General features: G+C 61.1%; 11 protein-coding genes. 5 read left to right on the forward strand and 6 right to left on the reverse strand.

Going from position 1 to position 13297, the window contains the following annotated elements; all coding sequences use genetic code 11:
• Positions 1-87 precede the first annotated feature (87 nt).
• Together RHM69_RS20160 and RHM69_RS20165 are read left to right on the forward strand one after the other, a co-directional pair.
• Entirely contained in the window at positions 88-1512 is a 1425-nt protein-coding gene (locus RHM69_RS20160; protein WP_003195467.1) for a PLP-dependent aminotransferase family protein, read from the forward strand.
• A gap of 61 nt (positions 1513-1573) precedes the next feature.
• Positions 1574-3142, forward strand: coding sequence for a phospholipase D family protein (locus tag RHM69_RS20165; RefSeq protein WP_038451999.1), 1569 nt, complete (start codon positions 1574-1576; stop codon positions 3140-3142).
• 124 nt (positions 3143-3266) lie between these two features.
• Here RHM69_RS20165 and RHM69_RS20170 read toward each other — a convergent pair whose 3' ends face one another.
• Both RHM69_RS20170 and RHM69_RS20175 read right to left on the reverse strand, forming a co-directional pair.
• Positions 3267-4409, reverse strand: coding sequence for an MFS transporter (locus RHM69_RS20170; protein ID WP_054919722.1), 1143 nt, complete (start codon positions 4407-4409; stop codon positions 3267-3269).
• 177 nt (positions 4410-4586) lie between these two features.
• The gene (locus RHM69_RS20175) at positions 4587-6080 is read right to left on the reverse strand and encodes an aldehyde dehydrogenase (protein ID WP_003195472.1); all 1494 of its coding nucleotides are present in this window, start codon (positions 6078-6080) and stop codon (positions 4587-4589) included.
• A gap of 230 nt (positions 6081-6310) precedes the next feature.
• Between RHM69_RS20175 and RHM69_RS20180 the strand changes: the two genes are divergently transcribed.
• Entirely contained in the window at positions 6311-6673 is a 363-nt protein-coding gene (locus RHM69_RS20180) for a cupin domain-containing protein (protein ID WP_014720478.1), read from the forward strand.
• 184 nt (positions 6674-6857) lie between these two features.
• On the opposite strand, the gene ltrA is transcribed toward RHM69_RS20180, so the two are convergent.
• The 3 genes from ltrA to rpmB all read right to left on the reverse strand — a co-directional run bounded on the left by ltrA (position 6858) and on the right by rpmB (position 9163).
• Complete coding sequence (gene ltrA, locus RHM69_RS20185; RefSeq protein WP_322255312.1) at positions 6858-8279, reverse strand: group II intron reverse transcriptase/maturase; 1422 nt, start codon at positions 8277-8279, stop codon at positions 6858-6860.
• 483 nt (positions 8280-8762) lie between these two features.
• Positions 8763-8918, reverse strand: a complete 156-nt coding sequence (rpmG, locus tag RHM69_RS20190) for a 50S ribosomal protein L33 (protein ID WP_003176906.1) — start codon at positions 8916-8918, stop codon at positions 8763-8765.
• A gap of 11 nt (positions 8919-8929) precedes the next feature.
• Positions 8930-9163 (reverse strand): 50S ribosomal protein L28, encoded by a 234-nt coding sequence (gene rpmB / locus RHM69_RS20195; RefSeq protein WP_003176907.1) that lies wholly within the window; start codon positions 9161-9163, stop codon positions 8930-8932.
• Between the two features lie 457 nt (positions 9164-9620).
• Here rpmB and RHM69_RS20200 point away from each other — a divergent pair, with 457 nt between their 5' ends.
• Complete coding sequence (locus tag RHM69_RS20200) at positions 9621-11213, forward strand: ABC transporter substrate-binding protein (RefSeq protein ID WP_014720479.1); 1593 nt, start codon at positions 9621-9623, stop codon at positions 11211-11213.
• Positions 11214-11267: 54 nt separating this feature from the next.
• Here the strand turns inward: RHM69_RS20200 and radC are convergent, their stop codons facing one another.
• Positions 11268-11942 (reverse strand): RadC family protein, encoded by a 675-nt coding sequence (radC, locus tag RHM69_RS20205; RefSeq protein ID WP_014720480.1) that lies wholly within the window; start codon positions 11940-11942, stop codon positions 11268-11270.
• Between the two features lie 142 nt (positions 11943-12084).
• Here radC and coaBC point away from each other — a divergent pair, with 142 nt between their 5' ends.
• Positions 12085-13293, forward strand: coding sequence for a bifunctional phosphopantothenoylcysteine decarboxylase/phosphopantothenate--cysteine ligase CoaBC (gene coaBC, locus RHM69_RS20210; RefSeq protein ID WP_003195481.1), 1209 nt, complete (start codon positions 12085-12087; stop codon positions 13291-13293).
• Positions 13294-13297 lie beyond the last annotated feature (4 nt).

Raw genomic sequence — 13297 nt, forward strand, 5'->3', positions numbered from 1 at the left:
TTTATTAGATCCATACAGATACTCCCTATGCGTGGCTGAATCCTGTATTTTCCCTTTATCTGTACTGGTCCCTCGGGAGCGACCACCATGACTCTTTACGTCAACCTCGCCGAATTGCTCGGCACCCGCATTGAGCAGGGCTTCTATCGTCCGGGCGATCGACTGCCCTCGGTGCGGGCCTTGAGTGTGGAACATGGGGTGAGCCTGAGCACCGTGCAGCAGGCGTATCGGTTGCTCGAAGACAACGGCCTGGCGATGCCCAAGCCCAAGTCGGGCTATTTTGTTCCGGTGGGCCGTGAACTGCCGGCACTGCCCGAGATTGGCCGCCCGGCCCAACGGCCAGTGGAAATCTCCCAGTGGGACCTGGTGCTGGAACTGATTCGTGCGGTGCCGCGCAAAGACGTCATACAGATGGGTCGGGGCATGCCGGATGTATTGTCGCCCACCTTGAAGCCGCTGCTGCGTAGCCTCGCCCGTGTCAGCCGGCGCCAAGACCTGCCGGGGCTGTATTACGACAATATCCTCGGCTGTATGGAACTGCGTGAGCAAATCGCCCGGCTGTCATTGGACTCCGGTTGCCAACTGAGCGCCGAAGACATCGTGATCACCACCGGTTGCCACGAAGCCCTCTCCGCCAGCATTCACGCCATTTGTGAGCCTGGCGATATCGTCGCGGTGGATTCGCCCAGCTTCCACGGCGCCATGCAGACCCTCAAGGGCCTGGGCATGAAAGCCCTGGAAATCCCCACCGACCCGCTCACCGGCATCAGCCTGGAGGCCCTGGAGCTGGCGCTGGAGCAGTGGCCGATCAAAGTCATCCAGCTCACTCCAAACTGCAACAACCCCTTGGGCTACATCATGCCGGAAGCGCGCAAACGCGCCTTGCTGACCCTGGCCCAGCGCTTTGACGTGGCGATTATCGAAGACGATGTGTATGGCGAGCTGGCCTACAGCTACCCACGCCCGCGCACCATCAAATCCTTCGATGAAGACGGGCGTGTGCTGCTGTGCAGCTCGTTCTCCAAAACCCTGGCGCCCGGTCTGCGCATTGGCTGGGTCGCACCGGGACGCTATCTGGAACGGGTGCTGCACATGAAATACATCAGCACCGGTTCTACGGCTACACAGCCGCAGATTGCCATTGCAGAATTCCTCAAAGGCGGTCATTTCGAGCCGCATTTACGCAGGATGCGCACCCAATACCAACGTAATCGCGACTTGATGCTGGATTGGGTCAGCCGTTATTTTCCCGCTGGTACGCGTGCCAGCCGGCCCCAGGGCAGCTTTATGTTATGGATCGAGCTGCCGGAGGGCTTCGACACCTTGAAGCTCAACCGCGTGCTGGTGGAACAAGGCGTACAGGTGGCGGTAGGCAGTATCTTCTCCGCTTCCGGCAAGTACCGTAACTGCTTGCGCATGAACTACGCTGCCAAGCCAACAGCGCAGATTGAAGAGGCCGTGCGCAAGGTAGGTGCTGCCGCTGGCAAGATGCTGGAAGAGACGGCGGACTGACCTTTCCCGAGCAATTGCCGTCATATGCCACAACCGCCCTGACCTGGAAGCAGTTTCCTTGATGATTCGACGGCTTTTACCGTTTTGCCTGCTGGCCGCCCTGGCCCTGGGCGGCTGCGCCACGGTCGACACCCCGCGCATCCCCAGCGATGCCCTGCCGGCGAAGGACTCCTCGTTCGGTCGCTCGATCCAGGCCCAGGCCGCCCCCTACCAAGGGCGCTCGGGCTTTCGTTTGCTGCCCAACAGCAGTGAAGCCTTCATGGCCCGCGCCGAGTTGATCCGCAACGCCCAGACCAGCCTCGACTTGCAGTACTACATCGTGCACGACGGCATCAGCACACGCATGCTTGTGGACGAACTGCTCAAGGCCGCCGACCGCGGGGTGCGCGTACGCATTCTGCTGGACGACACCACCAGCGATGGCCTCGACCAGATCATCGCCACCCTCGCCGCCCATCCCAAGGTGCAGATACGCCTGTTCAACCCGCTGCACCTGGGGCGCAGCACCGGCGTTACACGCGCCATGGGCCGTGTATTCAACCTGTCACTGCAACACCGGCGCATGCATAACAAGCTGTGGCTGGCCGATAACAGCGTGGCCATCGTTGGCGGGCGCAACCTGGGCGACGAGTATTTCGACGCCGAACCCAACCTGAATTTCACCGACATCGACATGCTCAGCGTCGGGCCGGTAGCCGAGCAATTGGGTCACAGCTTCGACCAGTACTGGAACAGCGCCCTGAGCAAGCCTATCGATGACTTCGTCTCGAACAAACCCTCCAAGGTCGACCTCGCCGTCGCCCGCGGGCGCCTTGAAGCCTCCCTGGCTCAGTCCCGTCAGCAGAACCATGCGCTGTATAACCGCCTGCGCACGTACCAGACCCAGCCCCGCATGGACATCTGGCGCCGCGAGTTGATCTGGGCCTGGAACCAGGCGCTGTGGGACGCACCGAGCAAGGTACTGGCCAAGGCCGACCCCGACCCGCGACTGTTGCTGACCACTCAGCTGGCGCCAGAGCTGGCGGGTGTCAGCCATGAGCTGATCATGATTTCGGCTTACTTCGTACCGGGCCAACCTGGGCTGGTCTACCTCACAGGGCGTGCCGATGCGGGTGTTTCGGTGCGCCTGCTGACCAACGCCCTCGAAGCCACCGACGTACCGGCCGTGCACGGCGGTTATGCGCCGTATCGCAAGGCGCTGCTGGAGCACGGAGTAAAGCTCTATGAGCTGCGCCGGCAACCGGGCGACCCCAGCGCAAGCAGCGGCCCGCACCTGTTTCGGCATGGCAGTTGGCGCGGCTCGGACTCCAGCCTGCACAGCAAGGCGATGATTTTCGATCGAGAAAAGTCGTTTATCGGCTCATTCAATTTCGACCCGCGCTCAGTGCTGTGGAACACCGAAGTCGGCGTACTGGTGGACAGCCCCGAACTGGCCGAACACGTGCGCAACCTGGCGCTGGAAGGTATGGCGCCAGCGTTGAGCTATGAGGCCAAACTGCAGGACGGCCAAGTGGTGTGGGTGACAGAAGACAACGGCCAGATGCACACTCTGACGCGCGAACCGGGCAGTTGGTGGCGGCGGTTCAACGCCTGGTTCGCCACCAGTGTTGGCCTGGAACGCATGCTCTAAAACCCCTGCGGATCACCTGTGGGAGCCGGGCTTGCCCGCGATAGCGGTGTGCCAGACAACAAATCAGCTGGCTGACAAACCGTCATCGCAGGCAAGCCAGCTCCACATTGGCCGCGTTTAAAGGTCAGGCCGGCTGCGTAGCGCCGAAAGCCCCCTGGCGCAGCAACAGCACCACCAAACCCAGCGCCCCGGCGGCCATCAGCAGCGGCAGCGCATGCCCGCTGATCCACTGGCTGCCCGCTCCTGCCACCAGCGGCCCGATCAGGCAGCCAATGCCCCACAGCTGCGCCACGTGAGCGTTGGCACGCACCAACGCATCGTCGCGGTAGCGCTCGCCAATCAAAATCAGCGACAAGGTAAACAAACCGCCGGCACTGGCGCCGAACAGCACCCACACCGGCCAGATCAGCAAGGTGTGCATCAATAACGGCACCGCCAGGCTCGATGCCAGCAACAACAGTGCACAGGCCAGAAACAGAGTGCGTCGCGGCAGGTAGTCGGCCAGCGCGCCAATGGGCAATTGCAGCAACGCATCGCCCACCACCACCGTGCTGACCATCGCCAAGGCGATCTCAGCGGTAAAACCCTGTTGCAGGCAATACACCGGCAACAACGTCAGAATCATCGCTTCGAAGGCAGCGAACAACGCCACAGCCCAGGCAATCGCCGGCAGGCCTAGGCAAAAGCGCCACAGGTCGCCAAAGGTCACGCTGAACGAATCCGCCGTCGGCGCGCCGGTACGTCCCAGCAACAGCAGCGGCGCCAGCACCAAAAGGCCCGCGCCGACCCAGAAGCCGTAGTCATGGTCGGTGCCAATCAGGCCCAACAGCAACGGCCCCGACAGTTGGCTCAAGGCATAACTGCAGCCGTAGAGCGCCACCAGGCGGCCACGCCACTGCTCGACCACCAATTGGTTGATCCAGCTTTCACCCAGGATAAATACGATGGTCAGGATCACCCCGATCATCAGCCTGAGCACCAGCCACACCGGGTAGCTGGGCAGGATCGCCAGCAAGCCGATGGACACCGCACCGGCCCACAGGCACAGGCGCATCAGGTTGGCAGTGCCGAGCCAGGACGCCATGCGACTGGAGACCTTGGCGCCCAGCAGTACGCCGAATGCCGGCATCGCCGCCATCACGCCAATGGCGAAACTGCCATAACCCCAACCTTCAAGACGCAGGGATACCAACGGCATGCTGACACCCAGGGCCAGGCCAACGCTGAGTACCGAGGCCAGCACGGCGAAATATGTCGCCCAACGCATTGCCACGCTCCTGTGGATAATTCTGCTTCGCAAAACGAACTGTAGGAGCGAGCTTATGTGGGAGCTGGCTTGCCTGCGATACAGACGCCTCGGTGTGTCAGCCACACCTCAGTGATGCTATCGCAGGCAAGCCAGTTCCCACACAGGCTCGCTCCTACAGGGGATCAGCAGTGTTGCTTAGAGCTTGATCCAGGTCGCCTTCAGCTCGGTGTACTTGTCGAATGCATGCAGCGACTTGTCGCGGCCATTACCCGACTGCTTGAAACCACCGAACGGTGCGGTCATGTCGCCGCCGTCGTACTGGTTAACCCACACGCTGCCGGCGCGCAGAGCCTTGGCCGTCAGGTGTGCCTTGGAGATATCCGCCGTCCACACCGCCGCAGCCAGGCCGTATTGGGTGTCGTTGGCGATGGCGATGGCTTCTTCGGCGCTGTCGAAAGTGATCACCGACAGGACCGGGCCAAAGATCTCTTCCTGGGCGATCTTCATGGCATTGGTCACGCCGTCGAAAATCGTCGGCTCGACGTAGGTGCCGCCGGACTCTTCCAGGGTGCGCTTGCCACCCGCGACCAGCTTGGCGCCGTCGGCGTGGCCGGCTTCAATGTACGAAAGCACGGTGTTCATCTGCTGCGTATCCACCAACGCACCCACAGTGGTGGCTGGGTCCAGTGGATTGCCGGGTTTCCAGCCCTTGAGGGCCTCGATCACCAGCGGCAGGAAGGTGTCTTTGATCGAACGCTCGACCAGCAGGCGCGAGCCGGCAGTGCAGACTTCGCCCTGGTTGAAGGCAATGGCGCTGGCGGCGGATTCGGCCGCCGCTTGCAGGTTCGGCGCGTCGGCAAACACGATGTTCGGGCTCTTGCCACCGGCTTCCAGCCATACACGCTTCATGTTCGACTCGCCGGAGCGGATCAACAGTTGCTTGGCGATCTTGGTGGAGCCCGTGAACACCAGGGTATCGACGTCCATGTGCACCGCCAGGGCGTTACCCACGGTGTGGCCATAGCCAGGCAGCACGTTGAACACGCCTTTTGGAATACCAGCCTCAACGGCCAACGCGGCGATGCGGATGGCGGTGAGCGGGGATTTTTCGGACGGCTTCAGGATGACAGAGTTGCCGGTGGACAGCGCCGGGCCGAGTTTCCAGCACGCCATCATCAACGGGAAGTTCCACGGCACGATGGCGCCAACAACACCGACGGGCTCGCGGGTCACCAGGCCCAGTTGATCGTGGGGCGTGGCGGCGACTTCGTCGTAGATCTTGTCGATCGCCTCGCCGCTCCAGCTCAGGGCTTGCGCCGCGCCGGGGACGTCGATGTTCAGGGAATCGCTGATGGGCTTGCCCATATCCAGGGTTTCAAGCAGCGCCAGCTCTTCGGCGTTGGCCTTGAGCAGCGCGGCGAAACGGATCATGACGGACTTGCGCTTGGCCGGTGCCAGGCGCGACCACACGCCGGAATTGAAAGTGGCACGCGCATTTTCCACGGCGCGCTGGGCATCGCTGGCATCACAGCTGGCGACAGTGGCCAGCAAGCGCCCATCCACCGGGCTGATGCATTCGAAGGTGTCACCGGAAACGGCGGCGGTGTATTCGCCATTGATATAGGCGCGGCCTTCGATCTTCAGAGCCTTGGCGCGTTGTTCCCAGTCGGCACGGGTCAGGGTGGTCATACGAGTGTCCTCCTCTTATTGAATACAAGGGCCTGGGAGGTTTATCCCGGCGCCATCACGAATGCTTGCCCGACCAGCCTGCTGTTCGGCTCAAGGCAGCTGCCACCCTAAACCAGCGGCTGGGGATGTTTCAATATATTTGACATAACGGCGGCAAACGCCCTTGCGATGTTCATTTTAATAAACATAGACTTTGGACTCTCCAACCGCAGGCCAGACGGGAAATGCACATGAGCATCCAGGACATCGTCGATTTCAGCCAAGCCAACACCGCCCCCGAACGCTACCGCCCTGCCGCCGAGAAAATCCTCAAGGGCGATCCCGAGCAGACACTCTACAACCACTACAACAGCCCATGCGGCCAGATGAACGCCGGCGTCTGGGAAGGTGAAGTGGGCCAGTGGAAGGTCAACTACACCGAGCATGAGTACTGCGAGATCGTGCAAGGCGTGTCGGTGTTGCGTGATGCCGAGGGGAATGCCAAGACCCTGCGGGCCGGCGATCGCTTTGTGATCCCTGCCGGTTTCAGCGGTACCTGGGAAGTGCTGGAAGCGTGCCGCAAGATCTACGTGGTGTTTGAAGAGAAAGCCTGATCATTGATTGATCGACAACGGGACGCTAAGCGTCCGAGACGGCATTCCCACGCAGAGCGTGGGAACGATCAGCAGAGCGTGGGAACGATCAGCAGAGCGTGGGAACGATCAGGATCGAGTAGGAGGCGGATTCACATCCGCCGTCCTCTCACACCACCGTACGTACGGTTCCGTATACGGCGGTTCAGGTTATACGGTTAAGTCGGTTTATCGTATCCAGTATCGAGACCAGCCCGAGGCGGTCCCACAGCTTCTTCGGCAACGCCTGATTCATATGGGGCGCTCCCGAGTTCCACCATGGGCCTCGGCCATTGACTGCCGATTTCCACGCCCGCGCCGCATTAAGTCCCAAGCGTATCAAGTTGCGCGCCCTCGTAGAGGGCCGCTTCCATTGACGCCAGACGATACAGCGAAGCTTGTGACGCACCCAGCCGTCCAATTCCTCAAGTGGCCGTCTGCTCTGGCTCAGCTTGAAGTAGCCCGCCCATCCGCGCAGCACGGGGTTTATCCGCTCGATGACAGTCGCCACCTTGTGGCCCCGCGCTTTACGTAGCAGCTCTCTGAGCCGGTCGCGCAAGCGACCCAGGCTCATCGTCGCCACTCTCAGTCTCGGTTGCTGATGCCAGCTCATCCCGTAACCCAAGTAATCACACATCCAAGACCCGGCTACTCGGCTCTTATCCCGATTCAGCGTTAGTTTCAGGCGCTGATTCAGGAAGCGCTCAACACTGGCCATCACTCGTTCGCCAGCACGAGGGCTGCGCACATAGATGTTCGCATCGTCGGCATAACGCACGAAGCGATGACCCCGCCGTTCCAGCTCGCGGTCGAGTTCGTTGAGCAGGATGTTCGACAGCAACGGCGAGAGCGGGCCGCCTTGCGGCGTCCCTTCCTGCCGTCGGCTGGCGATCCCACCCGCCATCTCACCGGCTTGGAGGTACCGCCGGATCAGTCTGAGCACGCGTTTATCTACGATTTGGCGCGCCACGTACGCCATCAGGAGATCGTGGTTGACCCGGTCAAAGAATTTCTCAAGATCGAGTTCCACGCACCAGCGATGCCCTGCCGCCACATGGGCGCGGGCTGTCTCGATGGCTTGGTGGGCGCTTCTGCCCGGACGGAAGCCGTAGCTGTAATCCGAAAACAGCGGGTCGAAGATCGGCGTGAGCTGTTGCAGCAGTGCCTGTTGGATCAGGCGATCCACGACGCAGGGAATGCCCAGTTGTCGGGTGCCGCCTTTGGGTTTGGGGATGTCGACGGCGCGTACACCTTGCGGGTGGTATTCGCCGGCCAGCAACCTCCTCTGGAGGATCGGCCAATACTGATTCACGTAGTCCGCCAAGTCGTCGACCGTCATGCCATCGGCACCCGGCGCGCCCTTGTTGCTGACCACGCGCTGATACGCACGTCTGAGGTTGGCCGGTGCAAGCACCCGCGCCATCAGCGTGTCCGGCTCCGCGTTCGTCCACGTCACAGATGCCGTCGATACCTTTGCGCTGTCAGCCGTCATCCTCGGATTCTGTCCGGGACTCGGAGTCACAGTCTTCTCTTGGAGAAATTTCTGCATTTCGGTATTCAACGAGACTCTGACGCCTACTGGCGGCATAACCTGTTCGGCCCTTGGTGGCGCGGTTATTCGCCACTTACTACGGCTTCGGCTGACTTCTGCACGCTCATCCCATCGCCTCTCGACGCTCGGTAGCACACTGGCAAACGTGCAGATCTCCCAGGGTAATTCGCGCGACCTTCCTGCTTATGCCTGTCGGATCTACGTCACAGCGTTCCGTGCAAGTATTGGGCTTTGAAGATTTTGGCCTTCTTACCCCGCTGCGCCGCCTCTATCCGCTTCCTGTTCGTCAGGCCAGCATTTTGCCTCGGGCTTCCTTCAGATTCGCAGTCACCCGCGACACCCTTGCCTCTGGCTAACACTTCCCCTTGCCGGGTGTGTAGAGGACTTTCACCTCCCAGTCACCAGCGTGGCCACCACAGCCAAGCTGGTTGCGCTTGCGCGCAACGCGCCATGCCTGGCGCACCAAAAAAAAGCCCGCATCGTGAGATACGGGCTTTTTTTCACAAGGAGGAAAATCAATTACTTGATTTTGCCTTCTTTGTAGATCACGTGCTTGCGAACGCGCGGGTCGAACATTTTCTTTTCGAGCTTGTCCGGGGTAGTACGCTTGTTCTTGTCGGTAGTGTAGAAGTGACCAGTACCGGCGCTAGAGATCATTCGAATCAATTCACGCATGATAGAGCTCCTTAGATCTTGCCAGCGGCGCGGATTTCGGCCAGCACGACAGTGATGCCACGCTTGTCGATAATACGCATGCCTTTAGCAGATACGCGCAGACGCACGAAACGTTTCTCTTCTTCAACCCAGAAGCGGTGATGCTGCAGGTTCGGCAGGAAACGACGACGGGTTTTGTTATTTGCGTGGGAAATGTTATTCCCAGTCACCGGACCCTTACCGGTAACTTGACAGACTCTCGACATGCCTCAGCCCTCTAAAACCACATGCCCAACCCGGCATGGGTTGGCCGCTTAATCTCTCAGTCATTTGGCGCCAGGCGCCGCGTTTCTTTAGGGTCTTACCGGCTACACCTACAGTGAAGGAACCGGGCCCCTAGAAAAGAGCGCTGCTTTATACCAGAAAGACCCAAGTGCAACAACAACCTGTGTACTTTTAGCAGCGTAAATCTTGGCCACAAGTGCCTGAACCGCTGCCAGGAGGGGCCGCTGTAACAGCCGACCGCTCGTCGCACAGAATGATTTACAACGCCTGCGGTCACAGGGAAGTGCACGGCGAAACACGCTGAGGCGCCATCAAAACAGCATTTTGACCAAAAGCACAGGCAAAAATGGGCTAGTCATTTATCAATCAGACCTCTACGGTAGGCTTTTTCCAGACTGCACTCGCAGATGGGCCTTCGATCTGCACAGGAAACCGAATATGCGCCTCGCTGCCCTACCGCTATTGCTTGCCCCTCTCTTTATTGCGCCGATGGCCGTTGCGGCCACCAACTTGAGCGTATGCACCGAGGCCAGCCCCGAAGGCTTCGATGTGGTGCAGTACAACTCACTGACCACCACCAACGCCTCGGCCGACGTGCTGATGAACCGTTTAGTGGAATTCGACGCGGCCAGTGGCAAGTTGGTACCGAGCCTTGCAGACAGCTGGGAAGTGTCGCCCGATGGGCTGACGTACACCTTCAAACTGCACCCCGATGTGAAATTCCATCGCACCAGTTATTTCAGCCCAAGCCGCACCTTGACCGCCGAAGACGTGCGCTTCAGCTTCGAGCGCATGCTCGACCCGGCCAACCCGTGGCACAAGATCGCCCAGAGCGGCTTTCCTCACGCCCAATCCCTGCAATTGCCCACACTGGTCAAGAAAATCGACGCCCTTGACCCACTGACCGTGCGCTTCACCCTCGACCATGCCGATTCCACCTTCTTACCAGCACTGAGCATGGGCTTTGCCTCGATCTATCCGGCTGAATATGCCGATAAATTGCTCAAGGCCGGCACACCCGAGAAGCTCAACAGCCAGCCAATCGGCACCGGCCCGTTTGTGTTCGTGCGTTTCCAGAAAGATGCCGTGGTGCGTTACAAGGCCAACCCGGACTACTTCGCCGGCAAACCGGCGGTGGATAACCTGATTTTCGCCATCACCCCGGACGCCAACGTACGCCTGCAGAAGCTGCACCGCGATGAATGCCAGATCGCCCTGTCACCCAAGCCCCTGGATGTGGGCGAGGCCGAAAAAGACTCGGCGCTGAAGGTGGAAAAAACCGCCGCCTTCATGACCGCGTTCGTCGCCATCAACAGCCAGCACCCACCGCTGGACAAGCCCGAAGTGCGCCAGGCGATCAACCTGGCCTTTGATAAGGGCAGCTACCTCAAGGCCGTGTTCGAAGGCACCGCCGAAGCAGCCAACGGTGTCTACCCGCCGAACACCTGGAGCTATGCCAAGGAGTTGCCAGGCTACCCGCAGGACCTCGCCAAAGCCAAGGCGCTGCTGGGCCGCGCCGGGCTCAAGGACGGCTTCAAGACCACAATATGGACCCGCCCTACGGGCAGCCTGCTGAACCCCAACCCGAACCTCGGCGCCCAACTGTTGCAGGCCGACCTGGCCAAGGTTGGCATCCAGGCCGAGATTCGCGTGATCGAATGGGGCGAGTTGATCCGCCGCGCCAAGGCCGGCGAGCACGACTTGCTGTTCATGGGCTGGGCCGGCGACAACGGCGACCCGGATAACTTCCTGACGCCGCAGTTCTCATGCGCAGCGGTGAAGTCCGGCACCAACTTTGCCCGCTATTGCGACCCCACCCTGGATAAGTTGATCAGCGCGGGCAAAACCACCAGTGAGCAGGGTGTGCGCAGCAAGCTGTATCAGCAGGCCCAGGCGCAGATCCAGCAACAGGCGCTGTGGCTGCCACTGGCGCATCCGACGGCGTTTGCCTTGACCCGCAAGAACATCCAGGGGTACCAGGTAAGCCCGTTCGGGCGCCAGGACTATTCGAAAGTCAGCCTCAAGCCCTAAGGCACACTCCCACCTGTAGGAGCGAACTTGCTCGCTCCTACAGAGGCCGGACCGTTACAACCAACCGTATTCAGCCATCGACAGCGGGTCGCCATCGCCCACGATGATATGGTCCAGCACCCGCACATCCACCACGTCCAGCGCCTTTTGCAGCAGCTTGGTCAATTTTCGATCAGCCGCGCTGGGCTCCGCGCTCCCCGACGGGTGGTTGTGGCACAGGATCAACGCCGCCGCGTTGTACGCCAAGGCGCGCTTGACCACTTGTCGCGGATAGACAATCGCAGCGTCGATGGTGCCCTGGGAAATGACCTCGAACCCCAGCACCCGATGCTTGGAGTCCAGAAACAGGCAGCCGAATATCTCATGGGGCTCATGGCGCAGCAGCGCCTTGAGGTACTCGCGCACGGCCAACGGGCTCTCCAGCACCGAGTCAGCCCGCAAGCGCTCAGCCAAGTGGCGCCGGGACATTTCCAGCACCGCCTGCAGTTGGGCGAACTTCGCCGGGCCCAGCCCCAGATGCTGGCTGAACAACGTCTGGCTGGCCTCCAGTAACGGGCGCAGGCCACCGAATTGCGCCAACAGATGGCGCGCCAGATCCACCGCACTTCGGCCGGCAACCCCCGTACGCAGGAAAATCGCCAACAGCTCGGCATCGGACAGGCTCGCTGCGCCGCCTTCCAATAATTTCTCCCGCGGACGCTCCGCCACGGGCCAATCACGAATACTCATCCCACCTCCCTGTATCTGCTCCGCTGTTGCCCGGCGGGCGCTGTGTTATCGTAGGGCCCTCTTTTTTGCCGGCGATTTCACCTGGGGAGGGGTCATCGCAGGCGTCACTGAACTGGCATCACTGAACTGGAAAGGCAAACCAATGCAGCGTCTGTATCGGAAACGCATCGTTCTCGGCGTCGGCGGCGGCATTGCCGCCTACAAGAGCGCAGAGTTGGTTCGCAGGCTCCTGGACCAGGGCGCCGAAGTGCGCGTGGTCATGACCCGTGGTGGCAGTGAGTTCATCACCCCGCTGACCATGCAAGCCCTGTCCGGCCACCCGGTTCACCTCGACCTGCTGGACCCGGCCGCAGAAGCCGCCATGGGCCATATCGAACTGGCCAAATGGGCCGACCTGGTGCTGATCGCCCCGGCCACTGCCGACCTGATCGCCCGCCTGGCCCAGGGCATTGCCGATGACCTGCTCACCACCCTGGTATTGGCCACCGACGCCACCGTCGCTATCGCTCCGGCCATGAACCAGGCCATGTGGCGCGACCCGGCCACCCAGGCCAATACCCAACTCCTGCAAACCCGCGGCCTCAAGGTGTTCGGCCCGGCGTCCGGCAGCCAGGCCTGCGGCGACGTCGGCCTGGGCCGCATGCTCGAAGCCACGGACCTCGCACAATGCGCCGCCGAGTGCTTCCAGCACCTGGCCCTGACCGGCAAGCACGTGCTGATCACCGCTGGCCCAACCCAGGAAAACATCGACCCGGTCCGCTACATCACCAACCATAGCTCAGGAAAAATGGGCTTCGCGTTGGCAGAAGCCGCGGTCGAGGCAGGCGCACGGGTCACACTGATCACAGGTCCCGTGCATCTGCCGACCCCTGATCGCGTCACGCGGATCGACGTAGTCAGCGCCCGGGACATGTTGGCGGCCTGCGAAGCCGCCATTCCCTGCGACCTGTTTATCGCCTCGGCAGCGGTTGCGGATTACCGCCCGGAGGTCGTGGCCCCGCAGAAGCTCAAGAAAGACCCTACGAGCGGCGACGGCCTGCTCCTGCAAATGGTGCGTAACCCGGACATCCTGGCCACCATCGCAACCCGTCCAGACCGTCCGTTCAGCGTCGGCTTCGCTGCCGAGACCGAGCACCTGCTGGACTACGCCGCACGCAAACTGAAAGACAAAAACCTCGACCTGATCGTTGCCAATGATGTCGCCAACCCGAGCATCGGCTTCAACAGCGAGGAAAATGCGTGCAGCGTGATCGACCGCGAACTGCACGCCACCCTTTTCGCCCAGACCAGCAAGGGCAAGATTGCCCGCCAACTGATCTCTTTTATCGCCCAACGGCTGAACCAGGTTTAATGTC

It is taken from the genome of Pseudomonas sp. CCI1.1 (assembly GCF_034348165.1).
GTDB classification, from domain to species: Bacteria; Pseudomonadota; Gammaproteobacteria; order Pseudomonadales; family Pseudomonadaceae; genus Aquipseudomonas; species Aquipseudomonas paracarnis.

What these genes read in the sequence shown, in the direction of transcription:
- coaBC (WP_003195481.1), top strand. Translation starts at nt 12,085, where the DNA reads ATGCAGCGTCTGTATCGGAAACGCATCGTTCTCGGCGTCGGCGGCGGC.
- RHM69_RS20180 (WP_014720478.1), top strand. Translation starts at nt 6,311, where the DNA reads ATGAGCATCCAGGACATCGTCGATTTCAGCCAAGCCAACACCGCCCCC.
- RHM69_RS20165 (WP_038451999.1), top strand. Translation starts at nt 1,574, where the DNA reads ATGATTCGACGGCTTTTACCGTTTTGCCTGCTGGCCGCCCTGGCCCTG.
- RHM69_RS20170 (WP_054919722.1), bottom strand. Translation starts at nt 4,409, where the DNA reads ATGCGTTGGGCGACATATTTCGCCGTGCTGGCCTCGGTACTCAGCGTT.
- radC (WP_014720480.1), bottom strand. Translation starts at nt 11,942, where the DNA reads ATGAGTATTCGTGATTGGCCCGTGGCGGAGCGTCCGCGGGAGAAATTA.
- ltrA (WP_322255312.1), bottom strand. Translation starts at nt 8,279, where the DNA reads ATGCCGCCAGTAGGCGTCAGAGTCTCGTTGAATACCGAAATGCAGAAA.
- RHM69_RS20175 (WP_003195472.1), bottom strand. Translation starts at nt 6,080, where the DNA reads ATGACCACCCTGACCCGTGCCGACTGGGAACAACGCGCCAAGGCTCTG.
- rpmG (WP_003176906.1), bottom strand. Translation starts at nt 8,918, where the DNA reads ATGCGTGAATTGATTCGAATGATCTCTAGCGCCGGTACTGGTCACTTC.
- RHM69_RS20160 (WP_003195467.1), top strand. Translation starts at nt 88, where the DNA reads ATGACTCTTTACGTCAACCTCGCCGAATTGCTCGGCACCCGCATTGAG.
- rpmB (WP_003176907.1), bottom strand. Translation starts at nt 9,163, where the DNA reads ATGTCGAGAGTCTGTCAAGTTACCGGTAAGGGTCCGGTGACTGGGAAT.
- RHM69_RS20200 (WP_014720479.1), top strand. Translation starts at nt 9,621, where the DNA reads ATGCGCCTCGCTGCCCTACCGCTATTGCTTGCCCCTCTCTTTATTGCG.